Origin of the sequence: Natronoarchaeum sp. GCM10025703 (genome assembly GCF_042661985.1) — an archaeon.
Lineage (GTDB): Archaea > Halobacteriota > Halobacteria > Halobacteriales > Natronoarchaeaceae > Natranaeroarchaeum.
Genome location: NZ_JBHSZF010000001.1, coordinates 2,445,406 through 2,461,622 on the forward strand (window position 1 = coordinate 2,445,406; position 16,217 = coordinate 2,461,622).

The following is a 16,217-nucleotide window of genomic DNA, read 5'->3' on the forward strand; positions in this document are numbered from 1 at the left end:
TTCCGCGGCGAACCCGGAATTGAGGTATGCATCTGTTTGTCACCGGCGGGAACGGCTTTATCGGCCGGCGAGTCTGCGCTGCTGCCGTTCGGGACGGCCACGACGTGACGAGCGTCGCCCGAAGCGGCCCGCCACCGGCCGACGAAACCGGTTCGTGGACCAAGCACGTCGAGTGGATCGCTGCGGACGTATTCAGTCCGCACGAATGGCGCTCGGCGCTATCGGGCGTCGACTGCGTCGTCCACTCTATCGGCACCATCTCGGACGCGCCGGACGACGGGGTCACGTTCGAGCGGATCAACGGCGACTCGGCGATTCTCGTCGCGCTGGAGGCCGAACGCGCTGGCGTCGAGCGGTTCGTCTACATCTCCTCCTCGACGAAGCCGCCGCTGGTTCGAGACGCCTATCTGACCGCCCGCCGACGGGCCGAAGACGCGATTTCCGATCTGGAGCTAGATGTCGTCGTCCCCCGCTTCGGGCCGGTGTACGGCCCAGATCAGCCACACTTCCCCACCGTTGCAAACTGGCTGTTCACGGCGGTCGGCAGCGTCGAACCGATCGCACGCCGTCTCGGCGAGGATCGGCCGTTCTCCGTCGAGGCGGCGGGCCGTGCTGTCTATCGGCTGGCAGTCACCGAGGACCTCCCGGAAACCCCGGTGACAGCGGATACCCTGATCGCGCTGTCGGGCTGAGGAGGGTCGTTACCCAGGAGATCATTGACCACGAGCGACAGTCGATTCCGGTGGGCGAGAGCGGGCCGAGCAGAACCCCCATGCCATACACCGACCCGGGATATTACTGTCCCATGCCATCAATACACTAGCGAGTAATCACCAATGACAGACACCAACGAGTGGGCCGAACAGATCGAAAAGGGACGACAGACAAAGATCGAACACTTCCGCGACTCCCCACGCTCCCCGCTTCCGCCCGAACTGCGCGGCGACGACTTCCCGGGACTGGCATACTACGATCCGGACCCCGAGTACCGGTTCGTCCTGGCGCTGCACGAGCACGAGCAGAAGACGGAGGTGACAGTGGAGACGACCGCCGGCGGCGAACAGACCTACCTCCGGTGGGGCGAGTTCCGGTTCGAACTCGACGGCGAGGAGCACACGCTACAGGCCTATCGCCCCGACCACACCACCGAACGGCTCTGGGTCCCGTTCCGGGACGAGACCAACGGCGAGGAGACCTACGGTGCCGGCCGGTATCTCGACCTCGAACACGACACCCATCAGATCGACGGGGAATGGGTGCTCGATTTCAATCAGGCGTACAACCCGACGTGTGCGTACAACGCTGCCTACGAGTGTCCGATGATCCCGACCGAGAACTGGCTCGACGTCCGGATCGAGGCCGGCGAGAAGGAGTTCCCCGGCGAAACTGCGGGCCACTCCCACGATCACTGACTGCCCCTACGTGTGGGGGAAGAACCGTCCGTGGAAGCCAAACGGCTCCGGGTGGGGGAGAAACGCCCGCGCCTCCACGGTGAGCGTCGCCGCGTCGAACACCATCAGCATCGTCTGCTCGCGCTCGACGTCGAGCGCCGTGGCCAGCACGACGCCGTCGTCCTCGCTATCGGCGTCGGGACGCTGTACGGGGAGTGGCTCCTCGACGAACACCGATCGCTCCCACCACTCCTGGGCAGTGCCCGTCTCGCAGTCGACTTTTACCAGGCCGTTCGCGCCGTCCCGATCCGTCGCCTGTCCGTAGGCGTAGCGGTGCTTTCGACCGGTCTTCGATCTGACGATCCGGGGCAGTTCCATCCCGCCGTCGTAGAGCGACGAGCGGTTCACGCTGTTTCGCTCCAGATCGATCCGGTACCGGACCAGTCGCCCATCGGGGACCTCCGGAAAGCCGACACCATCGAGTTCGTCCATCGCCATCGCGTCGACGATATCGCCGTCGGGGAACTCGACGAGATCCAGCACGACGCTCACGTCCTCGACGTAGGCGTTGATGTGGTGGAACGTAAACGTGGCGTCGAGCGTCGGTTCGGCCACGAGGTCGCCGCTCTCCCGGTCGACGACGAGCACGCGCGTCGGCCGATCAGGCTGCCAGTCCAGCATATCGGTCACGCCCTGTGAGAACGGATTGAGCGCCCGCAGCGCGGAGAGCACGAGCGGCGACTCGACGAGGATGACGTGGTCCGCCGTGACGCTGCAGTCGTGGATGTAGGCCGGGCCGTTCGCATCGAGCGAGGCGATCCGCTCCCGACTCCGGGTCCCGTCCGGAACGCGATAGACGTGGTACTGGGGCGTCCGGCCGAACTGCGTCGTGAACCCGATCAGTTCGTCACGATACGGATCGTCGACCAGATGGGCCGCGGTGAGATGTTCTGGCAGGTCGTCCTCGAACCGGAATCCGCCGAGCGTCTCCAGCGTGTCGAGATCGAACGCAACCCGTCGCGGTGCTTCGGTCAGCGCGACGTACTCGCCGTCGACCCGGACCACGTGGACGTTCGTGTTGTCGGTCGGTTCCGGCAGGCCGAGCGAGCGGACCGTATCGAGGATGCGCCGCCAGCCCCGCGTGTCCGTCCCGAACTGGCCCGTAAGCCGGCCGTCCATCGCGTCGGCGTAGGCCTCGGTCCGGAGAAACCGGTTCGAGTAGCTAAGTTCGCCGTCGTCGAACGCGTAGCGGCGCAACATCGCCAGTCCGTCGAACCAGTGGTTGACGCGGCGCTCGCCGGCCTCGAAGCGGCCGGGACCGTTCCGGACGAGCGTTCCCGAGAGCCACTCGGGAATCGATCCCTCGACAGTCGGCCGATGATCGTGGAGTTCCGTCGTCAGCGATCGAAAGCCGGGGCCATAGGAACCTGTCACGCCTTTCTATCGGGACGGACGGCTAATCAATCCAGCGAGTAAAATGCCGGCTCCGCGGTAGCCGGCTACTGAGTGTTGGTCATCCCGCCATCGAGAACGAGCGATTCGCCGCTGACGTAGCTCGCCAGATCGCTGGCAAGGTACAGCGCGGTGTCGGCGACGTCTTCTGGCTGTCCGGCCCGTCCCAGTGGGATGCCCTCGAGGAACTCGTCTTCGCCCTCTCCTCCGATGATCGGGACATCCTCGGTCGTCATCTTCGTCTCAATCAGGCCCGGATGGATCGCGTTGACGCGGATCTCCTCGGGTCCGAGCTTCGCGGCCAGCGAGTACGTCATCAGCCGTACCGCGCCCTTCGACGTACAGTAGGTAATGAAGTCTGCCGATCCCTCCAGCCCGGCGACCGACGAGAGGTTGATGATCGATCCCCCGCCGTTTTCGACCATCCGCTCTGCGGCCACCTGCGATCCGAAGAACACGCCCTTGACGTTGATGTCCATCAGCTGATCGAACGCCGCCTCGTCGACGTCGAGGAACTCCTCGCCGTGGAAGATCCCCGCGTTGTTGACCATGATATCAACGCCGCCGAACTGCTCGGCAGCCTCGACGGCAGCGTCCAGATCGTCTTTGCTCGTCACGTCACAGTCGACGAACGTCGCGCTGGAGTCGCTCTCCGATTCGATCAGTTCGTGTGTCGGCTCCCCGCCCTCCCGAGGCGTCTCCTGGATATCCGCGACGACGATATCCGCCCCCTCCGCGGCAAACGCCCGTCCGATCGCACGCCCGTTTCCGCTCGATCCCCCAGTTACGACCGCCGTCTTGTCTTCGAGCAAGAGTGTCATTGCAGTTGTATATAGAAAACTATGAATAATAAGTCTAGTAGGTGCTACACGAAAGAGGTCCCTCGTCTTCGGTTCGTCACCATCTCTCGATGTTATAGACTGCGTTCAGCAGTCAAGCGCCTCGTCCCCGGCCTCGACAGCCCCAAGATCGCCTCGGTCCCTTGCTCGGTAGGCCCGTTGATCGCCAGCACGCCAGTGTTCGTCTATATGATAGTTCACCCCCGGTCCGTCACCCGAACGGTTGTCTCTCGCTGTGTCCGATCAGTGGTCGTCCGGATCCTGATAGCGACGCCGAGTACGTGGGTCTCGCCGGCGCGCTCCTGCACGACGACGCCGCCGAGCGCCTCGCACTCGCCGAACTGCCGATCCGGGCCACCCGGGCAGTTCTCGTCCGCCCACGTCGCGGCCGCGCTCTCGTCGTAGGAGATGTCGTGGACGACCGAATGCTCGAGTTCCGATACGCGAAGCGTCTCGATGCGGGGCTCCAGACTGTCCTCGATGGCTGCTGCCGCCGCCTCGCGTTCGTCCCAGTCGTAGGCGGCGGGAATCGGACTCGCGGCGTCGTGGACGCTGCGCTCCAGCGCGTTGACGACCCGATCCGGCGAGCCATCGTCGATACGTTGCTCCACGTCGGGATGTGTGCCGACCTGCAGATACGCCAGCGCGCCGGTCGCGAGTGCGAACGCGATCACCGCCGCTGCCAGCAACACCAACTGTCCTCGCGTGCCTGTCGCATCGTCGCTCACGCGTACCACACCCTGACCGTCACGTCGCCGTATTCGGTGGGGACCGTCGCGCTGCCGTAGGAGACGCTGCTCGGGCGCTGCATCCCGACGACCCCGTGCTCGGTCTCGACCTGATACAACAGATTGTCGGGCAGTAATCGATCGAGTCGACGGTCGAGGCGCTCGTGCTCCCGGTCGAACGCCGCCTCGCTTCGAGCGAGTTCGGTGAGACGCGTCGCGTCCTGATGCTGTGGCGACTCACCGGAGAGTACCGTTGCCGTGTCTTCCGCATAGATCCCGAGTTGGGCCTGCTGAGTGTCGGGCCCTGGCACGCCTGGGGCGAACGTCGAGACGACAGCGAAGATCAGGATCACCCCGAGACCAGCCTCGACCACGGGCGTCGAAAGTTGGCCGCGTCGATCACCCATCGACCGACACCTCCAGCACCGCCGACCGCGTCCGCGTCGGGAAGTACACTATCTCGATGTCGCCGTCCGAGAGTTCACCGGACGCCTCAAAGCGTAGTGATTCGGTTTCCAGCGGCGAGACGTCGAGGGCGTGTTCGCCAGTGACTCCGGAGCCGTTCCGTAGTTCGACGCGCCCGTCGATCCGGACGGTCGTGACTGTCGTGGTGTCGTCAGGGTCGAGCGTTACCACGATCCGATCGGTACGTCGCGGGAGCGTCACGGCGTTATCGGCCGTCTCCGACATCGATGGCGTCCAGGTCACTGATTGGCGCTCTTCGACGAGCACGATCCGACGGATGGTCGCACCGGTCGTCGCGTCGCCGGTCGTGGCTACCGGTACGCCGTCGAGTCCCACTGTGGCCTCGTGATCGTCGAGCGACGCGTACTGCGAGTCGAGACTCGCTCCGTCAAATCGCGCTACTGCCGTGGCGTTCAGAACGTTCTTGCGCGTGGTGAGAGGCGAATCGGGATGGGTCAGGCTTTCGGCCAGATTCACTGCTGTCGTCCGTTCTGTCGCGTCGCGCTCGGCGTCGTCAAAGGCCGCCCCGGCGATTCCGAGGCCGACCAGCATGGCGGCCGTGAGGACGACAACGGCCGTCGCCAGTGCGATCAGGTTCGCCTGTCCTCGCATCACGGATCACCTGATTCGAGAACGACTGCGAACCCCTCGTCGGTTCGATCGACCGTCACGACCGTCCGGTCGTCGCTTCGCCACTCCCCATCGACGGACGAGACCGACGCTGGCAGTACGAGGGTACCCGTTCCCCGACGTCCGGATGGGGATGATCGAGTACGAGATCATCGTCCTGCACGCGGATCCAGTAGGTCTCCCCGCGGATCGTCGTGGGGACGTCGACCTGCCGTTCCGTTTCGCCCGTCTCCGCTGTCGACGGAACGGCCGTCCGTAGTTCGCCGCTCGCGTCGGCCAGCGTCCGATCGGCCACTTCGGTCGCCGCTCCAGTCCGATACTCCGGGAGGACGCCGGCGTACAGCGTCGTCGTCAGCAGGCCGATGTAGATGATCACGATGGAGGCCTCCAGCGCCTTTCCGACGACCGCGGAGACGGCCCTGTCAGCCATAGCCCACCTCCAGTCGCAGGTCGTGCGTGACCAGATATGCCGTCCGGTCGCCGTCGATTCGGGCGACGACGCTCGTCTCCCGGTCGCCCGGGAAGGCCCGGTCGGTCGTCTCGACGGTCGCACCGACGTCCTCGAAGTATCGCTTCCACGGCCCCGGCGTGGACGTCTCGACAGCGATGCGATAGCTGTCGGTGCCAAGCGACTGGCGCTCGTGCGTGACGTCTGTCCCTGCTGAATGGGGCGTCCCGAGTTCCCGCCGATACCGACGTGGCTGGCGTTGAGCCGCGGCGCGTTGACGAGAAGCGGGCCGCCGACGTCCCCGTCGACCGTGATCGCCGGGGAGACCTGAACCACGCGCTGCCCGCCGAGCCGCGGACCACCGCATCGCCGTGATACGCAACCCGGCTGTCCCCGGACTCGTAGACCAGTGCGTCGACCGCGACCGTCTCGATTGGTCCGGAGTCGTTCAGCAGACGGAGTCGTCGCGGCTTGATCCAGAGCTGTCCGTCGGTGAACCGGACTTCCCCAGTTCGGTGACCGGTCGTCGCGCTCGGCTGGAGCACGTCGTCGAAGCCGTCCGCGACGCTCGTCGCGTCGGCCGAGGCCGCGTTGCTCTCGATGACGGCGCCGATTCCGGCCGTCATGCCGCCGATGCCGATGACGGTGATTGCGAGCAACAGTGCGACGCCGATGACGTTCGACTGGCCGCGACTACCAGCCGAGTCGGGGGTGGACGGCATCACGCCATCCCCACCACCGAGAACACCGCATACGCGATGAGCACAAGCGCACCGGAGTGCAACAGCGCCTCGTAGCGCCCGCGGCTGGCGACACCGGCGAACCAGCCACACGCGAGCATGGTTGCCTGCGTCACGACGTAGAATCGGAAGCGCTCGCGCTGTGGGTCGACCGTTGAGGCGTCCATCGCAACGCCCGCTGTCGGCTCAGAGACGGCGGAGAGCTGTGCAAACCCGTCGATAACGTAGCCATCGACCGCGAGCATGATGCCGATGATCAACAGCGCAGTCGTCCAGCCGACAGTAACGTAGACCAGCATCGCGTTTCTGAGCGCCTGTTTCTCGTGGTGGAGTCGGCCGACCTCGGTCTGCAGGGTCTCGAAGATGTCTTCGGCGTCGCCGCCGGCCTCCAGCGCCCCGGTCACGAGTCCGATGGTCTGCTCGGCCAGCGGCGTTCCGACCCGTTCGACGAACGCATCGAGCGCGTCAGTCCGGAGGTTTCCGTCCCGCGTCGTCAGGTTTGCGTTGAACGCGAGCGTCTTGACGTCGCTGTCGAGTGCGCCGAGGTCGACATCGCCGGCAACGCGCTCGACCGCCTCCGGAAACGGCCGGCCCAGTTTGACGTGCCCGGAGACCGCATGGACGAAGTCCTTGATCTCCCGGTCTTTCGCCTGGTTGAGTCGGGCGCGGCGAACCGAAACGAGTCCGATGGGGACAGCCCACGCCGCGTAGCTCAACAGCATAACGTCGATGGGCGCGACGCCGGACAGGTGGATCGCGCCGCCGAACAGAACGGCGACGGGGGCGGCGACGACGACGGCGCTGGCGGGGTTTGATCCGGCTGTGACGGCCGTTCCGACGATGCTCGACGGCCGACTGTACTGTGGCTCGGCGTGGTCGTGTGGTCGCACCCGATCGACCAGCACTGCGGCGACGAGGCCCGTTACGAGGACGAACGCGGCGCTCCCGTAGACCAGTAGTTGCTGCGCTGTGACGGTTCCGACCGGGAGTCCGATCGGATCGGAGAGTCCCGGCGAGAGCACACTGAGGACGGTGACAACGATGACGAGCAGCGCGGGCAGCACCAGCAGGACGATGAACAGTTCGGCCAGTAGTTCGAGAAACGACTCGGCCCTGTCACGTGCTCGGGACTGCTGGTGAGAGAGCATCCGACTCTCCATCCGGAGATAGCTCGTCAGTTCGTCGCCACCCTGATCGGCGTGCTCGCGGAACTTCAGGACGAACGGCGCGAGCACGTCACGGGACGGCGTATCCCGCGCGACGATCCGTAATCCCCGATCCAGACTCCCGGTCAACGCCGCCTTGTTCAGCGCTTTTCGGAACGCGACCGAGGTCTGGCCGTACGCCTCGCGGTTTGCGGCGACCTTCCGAAGCATGCCGCGGCGATCGTCGCTCCCCGTCGAGAGGACCCGGAGATATCGCACCGCTCCAGGCAGTGTGTGGTTGATCTCCGCCCGTCGTGTACTGGCGGCCCACTGGAGATACTGCCCCCGGACCGGACAACGAGGTGTTTGGAAAGCCCACCGACGAGGACGGCGACGACGACGGCCAGATACCCTCTCGGGAGTTCCGTGACGGCGTGTGCGCCCGGAGTTAGCTCGGCGATCCGTCCCAACACGGTGCCGGGCGAGATGAATAACACGACCGTCGTCGTGAGGAGAGCTGCGACCGCGAAGACGAGCCAGGAGAGCGCGTACACCCGCGAAATGTAGATGCCGAAACTCGTCTGGACGTCCGTCCCCCGGTAATAGCGCCGGTCAGCCTCGTGTCGTCGGGCGTCCGCGTGTCTGGAGAAAAGCGCGTAGAACCCCCTGTCGAGAGTCGGCAGTGTCCCCGTAGTCGGTCAGGGCGACCATCCGACTCCGTCGACGAGCTATGCATCGTCACCGATCCTGTCGTCGGTGCTTGCCCGTTCGACTGTCGCGGCCTCGTTCGTCTGGAGGTCCGCGAGGAACTCGAACAGTTCGGTGAAGTCGTCGATACCGTCCTCGTGGAGATACCTGACGTACCGGTGTTTGCGGTGGAACTCCGCCTCGACGGCCGCGACCGGGCGGTCGGATCGGCGGGCCATGGAGTGGAAGACGCGGAAACCACACTCCCGCGTGCGTGAGGCGTCCTGATCGGACGTGGACGCCGATCCATCGGTCGATTCCTGTTCGACGTCGAAACTGGAATCGTCGAGCACCTGCTGGTGTCGCCGGCCCCGTCCTGGCCACTCCTCGGGAGTACGCTCCGGCGTCGTCTCCAGTTTCGGATGTGCGTACTCGAACGTGAACCGGCCCGTCTCGTCACGGCCGCCGATACGGTTCCAGTGGATCTGCGTGCCCTCCTTCTCGACGACGCCACAGTCCCCGTCCACGTGTTCGTACTCGGCAGGCGTGAGAAACTCGATGACGTCCCCGACGTAGCGGTCGCCGTTGACGTGTTTGGGGAAGACGACCAGATCGATCTCTCGGAGCAGATACGGGGGTAAGCCCTGCTCGACGACCCGATTAACGAGCTTTTCGACGTCTTCGGCGTGTGTCGTTCCGATGATACCGTGGCCGGTGTTCAGCGACTCGGCAAACGTCTCGAAACTGGCCGCGGTGTTGATCTCGGCGATCACTTCGACGTCCGGATTCAGATAGTTACATTCAGTCATCAGATCGGCCATCGTCACTTCCTTGTACTCGTTTTCGTGCTCGCGGGTGGTCAGCGAGACGCCGGTCTCGTGGGGGAGGCGGACCTCGCGGGAGCCCTCATCGATGCTGATCGGTCGGTCACGAAACGGGACGAACGGCATGTGAGCGTTCATCAGGGTCGTCTTCCCCACGCCCGTCGCTCCGGAGTAAAGCACCACCGAGTGTTGTTCGTACAGCATCCACAGCAGGGCAACGAGTTCGGTCGAGATGCTTCCCTGCTCCAGCAGATCGATCGGTGTCAGCGCCTCGGGTGCCTGTTTACGGATCGAGATGTGTGGACCGTCCTCGCTGATGACGCCGAGTGCAACGGCACAGCGGATCGTCACGCCGTCGGAGACGCCGTCAGGCGAGAGGTTCACCTTCGCGCTCGGGTTCGAGGCGTTCAGATCCGTCCCGTCGGCCGCCGCCAGTTGGGTAACGACGTTGACAAAACTGGTCTCATCCTCGAACTGGAGGTTCGTCGGGATCCGATCCCCGTGACCGACGTCGGCGCGGGGGACCACTTTGATCCGTTCGCCGACGCGGTTGGCCTCGATATCTTCGAGATGGCGGTCCCGGATCGGAATCGTGAGCTTCCCCTCGCCGACGTAATCCCGGAGCACGTAGTAGACGAGATCCGAGAGCCGATCGTCCGAGTAGCGACCGTCGACCGGCGGGACAGCCAGATCGTACTCGGCGAGGGCGTTCCGGGCCCGAAACCGCATGGCGTCGGCCCACGCACGGGTCCGCCGCGCAGTGAGTTGTCGCGAGAGCACTCGTTGCGCTCGGTTCCGGACGAACCGCTCGCGGTCCTCGACGAGGCCGTCGACGTTCGCCTCCCAGATGCGCTCTTTGCACTCCGCGATGAGCGCCTCGTCGTCCGGGAGGAGGTCGGGTTCCTGGACGGCGTATTTCGTCGTAAACGCGTCCCGCCCGAGGAGATGTTCCCGGTAAATCACGACCGGAATATCGAAGCCGTTGAACTCGACGTGATAGCTCGTGAGGCGCTCGCTGACGAAGCGGTCGATATACTCCGGCGTCGATGGGACCGCGGTCCGGGCGGGTGCGTAGTTTTCAGTGTGCACGATCAGCCGGTCCCCGGCCGTATCTGCCACCTCGATCCGCTCGTCTAGCGCGAACGGGGTCAGGTCGGCCAGACAGCGCAGTTCGCAGAGCACTCGATAGGTGATCCGGCGGCGGGCCGCGGTCGAACAGTCCAGTAATCTCCGGAGGACCTCGCTGTACTTCGGATCGAACCCCCGATCCATCCGTTCGATCGTTCCTTCCCGGGTCATTGGCCGCCCGAGGTTGGCGTCCTCGAAGTGTGACCGGACGGTGGCAAGGTTCTCAACGTCATCGTTCGACAGCAGCGGTTCCCGAATCTCGTACTCGAACCCGTCGTCGCGTTCGCTGATCGTAGCGACGACGCCAGGGTGGATCTCGTACTGCTCCCGGACGTCGGGCGCGTACCACGCCTCGGGGTCGTCGGGCGGCAACGGTGGAGGAACGGTTCCGTCAGCGCGTGTCCGTGGCTCGCTGGATTCCGTCGTCAGTTCAAGCGACGCCCCATCGGTCATGAACAAGAATCGCTCCCTCACTTGGTTTAAATTTTTGGTATTAGATTAGAATTAATTGCTCTATGAGCTATCTCAATATTTCATACAACTGCTGGAATTGAAGAAGACTATATCGGGCTATATGAAATTTTTAGCGGTAATAGCTCGTATACGTGTATCTCTTCCGTAATAGAGTGTGGTTTATTAATTAGTGTGTCAAATATTCCTGTTTAATAAATAACACGGTCTTTTCTTATATACTGGGAAATACCCATTCTCAATTTATTTTCGCTGTGTGAATTTCAGGACATGTCCGAAAAGAATCCACGGCGTGACCGACCGTCCACCTACGATCTGTGGAGTCGACGCCATTACGTCGTTGCAACGGCCGGGATCGTGGCATTGAGTGGGTGTACAAGCGACGAGGGTACGGACCCCGGACAGGAGAACGGGGAAGAAAACGGGGAGGAGGAGAACGGGGTGGAGGAAAACGGGGAGGAAGAAGAGGAACTACCTGAGGGGGTATCGGAGGAGGAGTTCAGAAACCGGGCCCGTACCAGACGTGTACATGTCGGCCACGTCGCTCGGGGGCGAGATGCGGAATCCCGACGAACTGCAGACGAAAGTTGACGTCCAGTTTTCCGAGTACGACGAGGCGCTGAAAACGCTGCGCACGAACCGGGGCGGTGCTGTACGAACTGTGCCGACTACATCCCGGACAAGAACGGCGACGAGTTCGGCGCCTGCGCGGAGGTCGAGGGGTACATCGACGGTGCAGACTGGTGTACGATCTACGAAGAACTGCCCGAACCCGAGGTTCCCGAAGGGCTGTCCGAAGAAGAGCTGCCGACGGCCGAAGTCCCAGAGGAGTACCGTACAGCAGCCTCACAGGCTGATGAGGAGCGCAATCCCGACGAACTGCAGACGCAGGCGGACGTCAACCTGATGGAGTCCGTCGAGGCCATCGCGGAGGGCACTGCTCAGCCGGGACAGGCCTGTGGAAACTGTGCGGAGTTCATCCCTGACAAGAACGGCGACACGTGGGGGGCCTGTGCTGCGGTCGAGGGGTACATTGCAGTCGAAGACTGGTGTGTCATCTGGGAATCCATTGGCGAAGAGGTGTAAGCTCGGCCCCTGGACAGGCTGTCGTCGCCACAGAGGCGCTCTACCCTTCTGGATCGTCTCACAGTTGTGCCGCCGGTTGTGACTCTCACTGGACCGGTCGATGCTCGACGATAGCGGACTCCTCTCCGGAGTGTTGTGAGACCCGATGCCCTACCGCTAGACAGCACGCACAAGACGCGGGCGACCATAGCCTCGGCCGTGGCACACGACCGTATTCACTCGAAGCGACCGACACACGACATCGAGCGGTGGTCGGAGGGCATCATCGAGCGGGTCGGCGAGCGGGACGGCCACTGCGTCGTCGATGTCCGTACTGAGGGGGCGAAAGCGTCGAACTCGTCGTCACGTTTGCGATCCGCGATCTGTTCATGAGCCGTCTGGAGATCGACGAGGACGAATCGCCAGTGGGCGAGCGGGTCTGGTATCGGAAACGCGGCAACTGGTCGCTCTGGACGACGAGCGTCCGGCCGACGACGTCGCCGATCCGTTTGCCGTCGCCCCGGAGGAGGATGACGAAGACTGCGACGCTCCAGTAGCCAAGGCCGTCGATCAGCCGGAGCGCGTTCCTGAGAAACGAGCCCCGGAGCCCCAGAGCGCTCCCGTCGTCCGCGAGGACCCGGAGATTGAACAGTTCCTTGCCGAGCGTCCGGCCGGTGAGCCACTCCGCAAGGAAGTGATAGGCAAAGGCGACGGCCATCAGCGCGACGAAGACCAGTTGTCGAGGTTCTCCTGGCGAGACAATGGTCCCGAACTCGACGCCAAGCCCAGCACCGGCGGGACGACGAGACAGGTGACGACGACCTGATCGAGGAGGAACGCGGGCGTCCTGATCGTGAGCGGGGCGGGAACTGGAGTCACGTTCGTACGGAGAGCCGGATTCCCTTCAGCGTACCCCTGAAACTTTTGCTCCCCGAGACCAACCGACCGCTAACGAGGACGAATGCAATCAGACGGCACACCGCCGATACAGTCGGAATCTGCCCTGCTGGACCGTGCTCGGGAGTACGCTTGCTCCGTCACCATCGACGTCGATCTGTCGGCCGTCGAGTGGGAGGTGTCCCATCGCGCAAAGCGCCGCGCCGGATCGTGTCGGTACGACGGCCGAGAACAGACAGTCACGATCCGGCTCGCGTGGAAGGCCTACCAGCGACACGGGTGGGACGAGATTATGGATGTCGTCCGCCACGAACTCGTCCACGCCTGGGAGTTCCAGCAGTTCGGCGAATCGGGTCACAGCGAGCGGTTCTACGAGAAAGCAGCGGCGCTCGACGCCCCGCGGCACTGCACTCCGTTCAGCGAACCGCGAGTGAGACTGCTCTGTACGGCGGGCGACTGCGACTGGTCGGCTGGCCGGTTTCGCGCGTCGAAAACGGTGACCGAACCGAACACACGACGCTGTGGGGTGTGTGGTGCGCGCTACGTCGCCGAGCACGTCGCTACCGGCCGACGCTGGCGGACGAAGGATGGCTACGAACGGGCGCGAGAGGAGATCGGTGAGGAGTGGTGATCCGGGCCGTTCCGTGAGTGTGATGGCGCTGTCAGATGGAGATCGGACTGCTCTCGTCGACGGTCGAGACGGATCGGACTGCTCTCGTCGACGGTCGAGACGGATCGGACTGTTCGCGGGTCGACCGTATGGCATCGTCTCCGACCAGCCTTACTCGACAGTAACCGGATTACCGGTTGGTTCGGGAAGCGCTTTTATCGGCCGTTCGGTACATTTCATATGTCGTTCGACAGAACACCGATCGCCCCCGAGAGGACTGGCGGCCTCATCGATATCGAGACCGAGGACACGTTGCGGACCACGCTGGCCGAACACGACGAAGTGATCGTCGACTTCTTCGCCGACTGGTGTGGGCCGTGCCAGCAGCAGACGCCGATCATGGAGGAACTTGCCGGCAGGGTCGACGCCCCGATCCTGAGCGTCGACACCGACGAGTTTCAGTCGCTCGCCGCACAGGCGGGTGTCCGGTCGATCCCGACGATCGTAGTCTACCGGTCCGGCGAGGAGGTAGAACGGTTCGTCGGCATCACCGCTGGCGATACCATTCGGCACGCGCTGGAATAGCCGGTCCACCTCCGGTGTTGTTTCGACGATGCACGACCGGCTTGGTTACATATGGTAACCGACCGTAGCTTGTCTCATGAGAAATAGTAACACGGACAAACGAGACGAAGACATAGATGGAAACTGTACGACGACGGCGTCGTTTGACGATCATGGCGTCGACGACGGTAGCGACCTGATACGGCAGACGTACGACCGACTCGCAGCAGACGACGATGGGACGTTCGAGCCAACCGACCGGTTCTTCGACCGACTGGCCGACGCGTTCATGCGCTCGTATCTCACGGCTACTGGAGAGTTTTCGCTCCCAGCCGACGTCGCACCGGCCATCGACGACGCCCGGACCTGGACCGCTATCGACTTCGCCGACGAGCAGGATGCCGACCTTCGAACGCAGGTCGTTCCGACGTTTTATCAGTACGCCGCTGGCTTCCACTGTACGTATCGGGAGTTGGAGTCAGTCTCGCAAAAGTAGGACAGCCTCCGATCAGTACATCACGTGGGATGATGTGCGTCGTGTCCAACCCAGAGGACCAGCAGGTGAACCCCGATGGCGACGGGAAACCAGCTCTTTGGGAGTCCTCCGGCCATCTCACCAACTGCGCCGGCGAGGTAGACGGCCGGGAACACGACCGCGGCCCATAACGCCGCGCGACGAACGATCAGTTCGAGTGTACGACGGAATACGGCCCCTGCGGCCGCCGTATACCGATGTACGGGGTGGTCGTCATCGGGATGGTTGATCAAGCGGCTATCCGTCGTCATAGCTCACACCCGTCCGGTGGTAGCGCCAGGGTCGTCGACGAACGCCGCTTGACCTGTCCGACCTGTGCAACCAGCCCGGTTATATTTTTGATTCTTATGTGTATCATTACATGTGGTTGCAATGAGAGGACACGAGGTTTCCCACAGTAACGTAGTGGCCCGCAATGCACATAATCGTAAGCGAACCGTGTATTCACCGGGTTACGAAACGGTTTGTGGAAATCGGCCTGACGGCTGTCCCAGTTCAAAATAGATCAGAGATACGATTTGTCATCTGGAACGGTACATTCGTCCCCATGACAGTGGGCCGCCTTTTCAACAGCGGCCAGATCGGGGTCGTCCTCGGAGTCGTCACTTAGCCAGGTGTACTGGATACGGCGGTCGGGGTCGACGACGAAGAGGGCGGAGCAGGCGACCCCCGATGATCGTCGAACTCGTCCGCGAGGACACCGTATGCCTCGGCGACGCTCCCGTCGCTGTCCGACAGCAGTGGAAAGTCGATCCGCTGTTCGTCGGCGAACTCTCGATGGCAGTACACGCTATCCGTCGAGATTCCCAGTACCACGGTGTTCTCGACCAGTGACAGTGCCTCGCTGTCCCTGAGCGTACACATCCGTGACGTGCAGACGGGATGAAAGTCGAACGGATAAAACACTGGACGACGGCCCATCCGTTGTCCGTGTACTCGGTGAGACGATGTCTGTCTATTCGACCGCCACCCGCGCCGGGGAGGTCGAAGGTGGGTGCGCGCTGTCCAGTTTGAAGCATATTCAGAAGTCGGTGGGGGAGACATATCAGTCGCCCTCGACCGTGTGTCGTGTTTGCACACCGCACTTGGTATGCGAAGACGAACAGGAGGGAAAGACTGGCGCGGAACCGGACAGTGTGCCCTGCAAACGGGGAGAGCCAGAAATGGAACCTACATTACTATTAGTTACTAGCTTACTATACGTAACCCTTATTTGAGAAGTGAACGTACGGTTTGTATGAGCGCTGAGGACGATCGACTGGAAGTCTGGTGTGCGGGGGCGGAATGGTGTCCGATCACGTCGACAGCGACGTTGATCGGCAAGAAGTGGCATCCAGTCGTGATTCATCGATTACTCGAACGCGGCCCGCTCGGATTCAACGCACTGAGAGAGGAAGTCGACGGGATATCCAGTAAAGTCCAGTCCGACGTGCTAGAGGATCTGGAAGAACACGGCTTCGTCGACCGAACAGTAGTTAGCCAGAAACCGTTCCGCGTGGAGTACTCCCTCACCGGTCGTGGGGAATCCCTGGAACCGGTGATCGTCGCCATGCGCGACTGGGGTCGCGAGCACCTGGCTCCACCCACCGACGAGTGAA

At 63.2% G+C, this 16,217-nt stretch carries 20 protein-coding genes and 3 pseudogenes; 10 read left to right on the top strand and 13 right to left on the bottom strand.

The annotated features are described in order from the left end of the window. Window positions 1–26 precede the first annotated feature (26 nt). Entirely contained in the window at window positions 27–692 is a 666-nt protein-coding gene (locus ACFQH2_RS13655) for an NAD-dependent epimerase/dehydratase family protein (RefSeq protein WP_377054474.1), read from the top strand. A gap of 144 nt (window positions 693–836) precedes the next feature. Then, window positions 837–1,412, top strand: coding sequence for a DUF1684 domain-containing protein (locus tag ACFQH2_RS13660; RefSeq protein ID WP_377054476.1), 576 nt, complete (start codon window positions 837–839; stop codon window positions 1,410–1,412). A gap of 6 nt (window positions 1,413–1,418) precedes the next feature. On the opposite strand, the gene ACFQH2_RS13665 is transcribed toward ACFQH2_RS13660, so the two are convergent. The 7 genes from ACFQH2_RS13665 to ACFQH2_RS13695 all read right to left on the bottom strand — a co-directional run bounded on the left by ACFQH2_RS13665 (window position 1,419) and on the right by ACFQH2_RS13695 (window position 6,320). After that, the gene (locus ACFQH2_RS13665) at window positions 1,419–2,825 is read right to left on the bottom strand and encodes a carotenoid oxygenase family protein (RefSeq protein ID WP_377054478.1); all 1,407 of its coding nucleotides are present in this window, start codon (window positions 2,823–2,825) and stop codon (window positions 1,419–1,421) included. A 65-nt stretch (window positions 2,826–2,890) separates the two neighbouring features. Further along, the gene (locus ACFQH2_RS13670; protein WP_377054480.1) at window positions 2,891–3,664 is read right to left on the bottom strand and encodes an SDR family oxidoreductase; all 774 of its coding nucleotides are present in this window, start codon (window positions 3,662–3,664) and stop codon (window positions 2,891–2,893) included. A 215-nt stretch (window positions 3,665–3,879) separates the two neighbouring features. Then, window positions 3,880–4,419, bottom strand: coding sequence for a DUF7261 family protein (locus ACFQH2_RS13675; protein ID WP_377076836.1), 540 nt, complete (start codon window positions 4,417–4,419; stop codon window positions 3,880–3,882). After that, complete coding sequence (locus ACFQH2_RS13680) at window positions 4,407–4,817, bottom strand: DUF7262 family protein (RefSeq protein WP_377076837.1); 411 nt, start codon at window positions 4,815–4,817, stop codon at window positions 4,407–4,409. The genes ACFQH2_RS13675 and ACFQH2_RS13680 overlap by 13 nt, the downstream gene beginning before the upstream one ends. After that, window positions 4,810–5,487 carry a DUF7263 family protein gene (locus tag ACFQH2_RS13685; RefSeq protein WP_377054486.1) on the bottom strand — a complete coding sequence of 226 codons (678 nt, stop codon included), beginning with the start codon at window positions 5,485–5,487 and terminating at the stop codon, window positions 4,810–4,812. The genes ACFQH2_RS13680 and ACFQH2_RS13685 overlap by 8 nt, the downstream gene beginning before the upstream one ends. Before the next feature lie 55 nt (window positions 5,488–5,542). Further along, window positions 5,543–5,935 carry a DUF7266 family protein gene (locus tag ACFQH2_RS13690; protein ID WP_377076838.1) on the bottom strand — a complete coding sequence of 131 codons (393 nt, stop codon included), beginning with the start codon at window positions 5,933–5,935 and terminating at the stop codon, window positions 5,543–5,545. Further along, window positions 5,928–6,320 carry a DUF7289 family protein gene (locus tag ACFQH2_RS13695; protein WP_377076839.1) on the bottom strand — a complete coding sequence of 131 codons (393 nt, stop codon included), beginning with the start codon at window positions 6,318–6,320 and terminating at the stop codon, window positions 5,928–5,930. Before ACFQH2_RS13695 ends, ACFQH2_RS13690 begins: the two co-directional genes overlap by 8 nt. Before the next feature lie 4 nt (window positions 6,321–6,324). Here ACFQH2_RS13695 and ACFQH2_RS13700 point away from each other — a divergent pair, with 4 nt between their 5' ends. Then, a complete protein-coding gene (locus ACFQH2_RS13700; RefSeq protein WP_377076840.1) occupies window positions 6,325–6,750 on the top strand; it encodes a hypothetical protein in 426 nt (141 codons plus the stop codon). Here the strand turns inward: ACFQH2_RS13700 and ACFQH2_RS13705 are convergent. Continuing rightward, window positions 6,675–8,521: pseudogene (locus tag ACFQH2_RS13705) on the bottom strand (type II secretion system F family protein). The gene ACFQH2_RS13700 and the pseudogene ACFQH2_RS13705 overlap by 76 nt on opposite strands. Window positions 8,522–8,566: 45 nt before the next feature. Then, a complete protein-coding gene (locus ACFQH2_RS13710) occupies window positions 8,567–10,930 on the bottom strand; it encodes a type II/IV secretion system ATPase subunit (RefSeq protein ID WP_377054494.1) in 2,364 nt (787 codons plus the stop codon). Between the two features lie 381 nt (window positions 10,931–11,311). On the opposite strand from ACFQH2_RS13710, the gene ACFQH2_RS13715 reads away from it, so the two are divergent. The 3 genes and pseudogenes from ACFQH2_RS13715 to ACFQH2_RS13725 form a co-directional block, all read left to right on the top strand. Continuing rightward, window positions 11,312–11,539 carry a hypothetical protein gene (locus ACFQH2_RS13715; RefSeq protein WP_377076841.1) on the top strand — a complete coding sequence of 76 codons (228 nt, stop codon included), beginning with the start codon at window positions 11,312–11,314 and terminating at the stop codon, window positions 11,537–11,539. 315 nt (window positions 11,540–11,854) lie between these two features. Continuing rightward, window positions 11,855–12,034 carry a high-potential iron-sulfur protein gene (locus ACFQH2_RS13720; protein WP_377076842.1) on the top strand — a complete coding sequence of 60 codons (180 nt, stop codon included), beginning with the start codon at window positions 11,855–11,857 and terminating at the stop codon, window positions 12,032–12,034. 198 nt (window positions 12,035–12,232) lie between these two features. Then, window positions 12,233–12,474, top strand: a pseudogene (locus ACFQH2_RS13725) (hypothetical protein); the annotation flags it as partial. A 95-nt stretch (window positions 12,475–12,569) separates the two neighbouring features. On the opposite strand, the pseudogene ACFQH2_RS13730 reads toward ACFQH2_RS13725, so the two are convergent. Both ACFQH2_RS13730 and ACFQH2_RS13735 read right to left on the bottom strand, forming a co-directional pair. Then, window positions 12,570–12,731 (bottom strand): annotated as a pseudogene (locus tag ACFQH2_RS13730) (RDD family protein); the annotation flags it as partial. Next, entirely contained in the window at window positions 12,731–12,892 is a 162-nt protein-coding gene (locus ACFQH2_RS13735; RefSeq protein WP_377076843.1) for a hypothetical protein, read from the bottom strand. The pseudogene ACFQH2_RS13730 and the gene ACFQH2_RS13735, both read right to left, overlap by 1 nt. 82 nt (window positions 12,893–12,974) lie before the next feature. On the opposite strand from ACFQH2_RS13735, the gene ACFQH2_RS13740 reads away from it, so the two are divergent. The 3 genes from ACFQH2_RS13740 to ACFQH2_RS13750 all read left to right on the top strand — a co-directional run bounded on the left by ACFQH2_RS13740 (window position 12,975) and on the right by ACFQH2_RS13750 (window position 14,580). Then, entirely contained in the window at window positions 12,975–13,541 is a 567-nt protein-coding gene (locus tag ACFQH2_RS13740) for a SprT-like domain-containing protein (RefSeq protein WP_377054502.1), read from the top strand. 219 nt (window positions 13,542–13,760) lie between these two features. After that, complete coding sequence (locus tag ACFQH2_RS13745) at window positions 13,761–14,105, top strand: thioredoxin family protein (protein WP_377054504.1); 345 nt, start codon at window positions 13,761–13,763, stop codon at window positions 14,103–14,105. Between the two features lie 76 nt (window positions 14,106–14,181). After that, window positions 14,182–14,580, top strand: coding sequence for a hypothetical protein (locus tag ACFQH2_RS13750; protein WP_377054506.1), 399 nt, complete (start codon window positions 14,182–14,184; stop codon window positions 14,578–14,580). Between the two features lie 20 nt (window positions 14,581–14,600). On the opposite strand, the gene ACFQH2_RS13755 is transcribed toward ACFQH2_RS13750, so the two are convergent. Next, window positions 14,601–14,870 carry a hypothetical protein gene (locus tag ACFQH2_RS13755; protein WP_377054508.1) on the bottom strand — a complete coding sequence of 90 codons (270 nt, stop codon included), beginning with the start codon at window positions 14,868–14,870 and terminating at the stop codon, window positions 14,601–14,603. A 355-nt stretch (window positions 14,871–15,225) separates the two neighbouring features. After that, window positions 15,226–15,483, bottom strand: a complete 258-nt coding sequence (locus ACFQH2_RS13760) for a redoxin domain-containing protein (protein ID WP_377076844.1) — start codon at window positions 15,481–15,483, stop codon at window positions 15,226–15,228. Between the two features lie 373 nt (window positions 15,484–15,856). Here ACFQH2_RS13760 and ACFQH2_RS13765 point away from each other — a divergent pair, with 373 nt between their 5' ends. Next, window positions 15,857–16,216: a winged helix-turn-helix transcriptional regulator gene (locus tag ACFQH2_RS13765; protein ID WP_377054512.1), complete on the top strand. Its 360-nt coding sequence runs from the start codon at window positions 15,857–15,859 to the stop codon at window positions 16,214–16,216. Window position 16,217: the final 1 nt, after the last annotated feature.

What these genes read in the sequence shown, in the direction of transcription:
- ACFQH2_RS13660 (WP_377054476.1), top strand. Translation starts at nt 837, where the DNA reads ATGACAGACACCAACGAGTGGGCCGAACAGATCGAAAAGGGACGACAG.
- ACFQH2_RS13720 (WP_377076842.1), top strand. Translation starts at nt 11,855, where the DNA reads ATGGAGTCCGTCGAGGCCATCGCGGAGGGCACTGCTCAGCCGGGACAG.
- ACFQH2_RS13745 (WP_377054504.1), top strand. Translation starts at nt 13,761, where the DNA reads ATGTCGTTCGACAGAACACCGATCGCCCCCGAGAGGACTGGCGGCCTC.
- ACFQH2_RS13685 (WP_377054486.1), bottom strand. Translation starts at nt 5,487, where the DNA reads ATGCGAGGACAGGCGAACCTGATCGCACTGGCGACGGCCGTTGTCGTC.
- ACFQH2_RS13740 (WP_377054502.1), top strand. Translation starts at nt 12,975, where the DNA reads ATGCAATCAGACGGCACACCGCCGATACAGTCGGAATCTGCCCTGCTG.
- ACFQH2_RS13655 (WP_377054474.1), top strand. Translation starts at nt 27, where the DNA reads ATGCATCTGTTTGTCACCGGCGGGAACGGCTTTATCGGCCGGCGAGTC.
- ACFQH2_RS13760 (WP_377076844.1), bottom strand. Translation starts at nt 15,483, where the DNA reads ATGTGTACGCTCAGGGACAGCGAGGCACTGTCACTGGTCGAGAACACC.
- ACFQH2_RS13765 (WP_377054512.1), top strand. Translation starts at nt 15,857, where the DNA reads ATGAGCGCTGAGGACGATCGACTGGAAGTCTGGTGTGCGGGGGCGGAA.
- ACFQH2_RS13670 (WP_377054480.1), bottom strand. Translation starts at nt 3,664, where the DNA reads ATGACACTCTTGCTCGAAGACAAGACGGCGGTCGTAACTGGGGGATCG.
- ACFQH2_RS13680 (WP_377076837.1), bottom strand. Translation starts at nt 4,817, where the DNA reads ATGGGTGATCGACGCGGCCAACTTTCGACGCCCGTGGTCGAGGCTGGT.
- ACFQH2_RS13750 (WP_377054506.1), top strand. Translation starts at nt 14,182, where the DNA reads ATGAGAAATAGTAACACGGACAAACGAGACGAAGACATAGATGGAAAC.
- ACFQH2_RS13690 (WP_377076838.1), bottom strand. Translation starts at nt 5,935, where the DNA reads ATGGCTGACAGGGCCGTCTCCGCGGTCGTCGGAAAGGCGCTGGAGGCC.
- ACFQH2_RS13710 (WP_377054494.1), bottom strand. Translation starts at nt 10,930, where the DNA reads ATGACCGATGGGGCGTCGCTTGAACTGACGACGGAATCCAGCGAGCCA.
- ACFQH2_RS13755 (WP_377054508.1), bottom strand. Translation starts at nt 14,870, where the DNA reads ATGACGACGGATAGCCGCTTGATCAACCATCCCGATGACGACCACCCC.
- ACFQH2_RS13695 (WP_377076839.1), bottom strand. Translation starts at nt 6,320, where the DNA reads ATGCGGTGGTCCGCGGCTCGGCGGGCAGCGCGTGGTTCAGGTCTCCCC.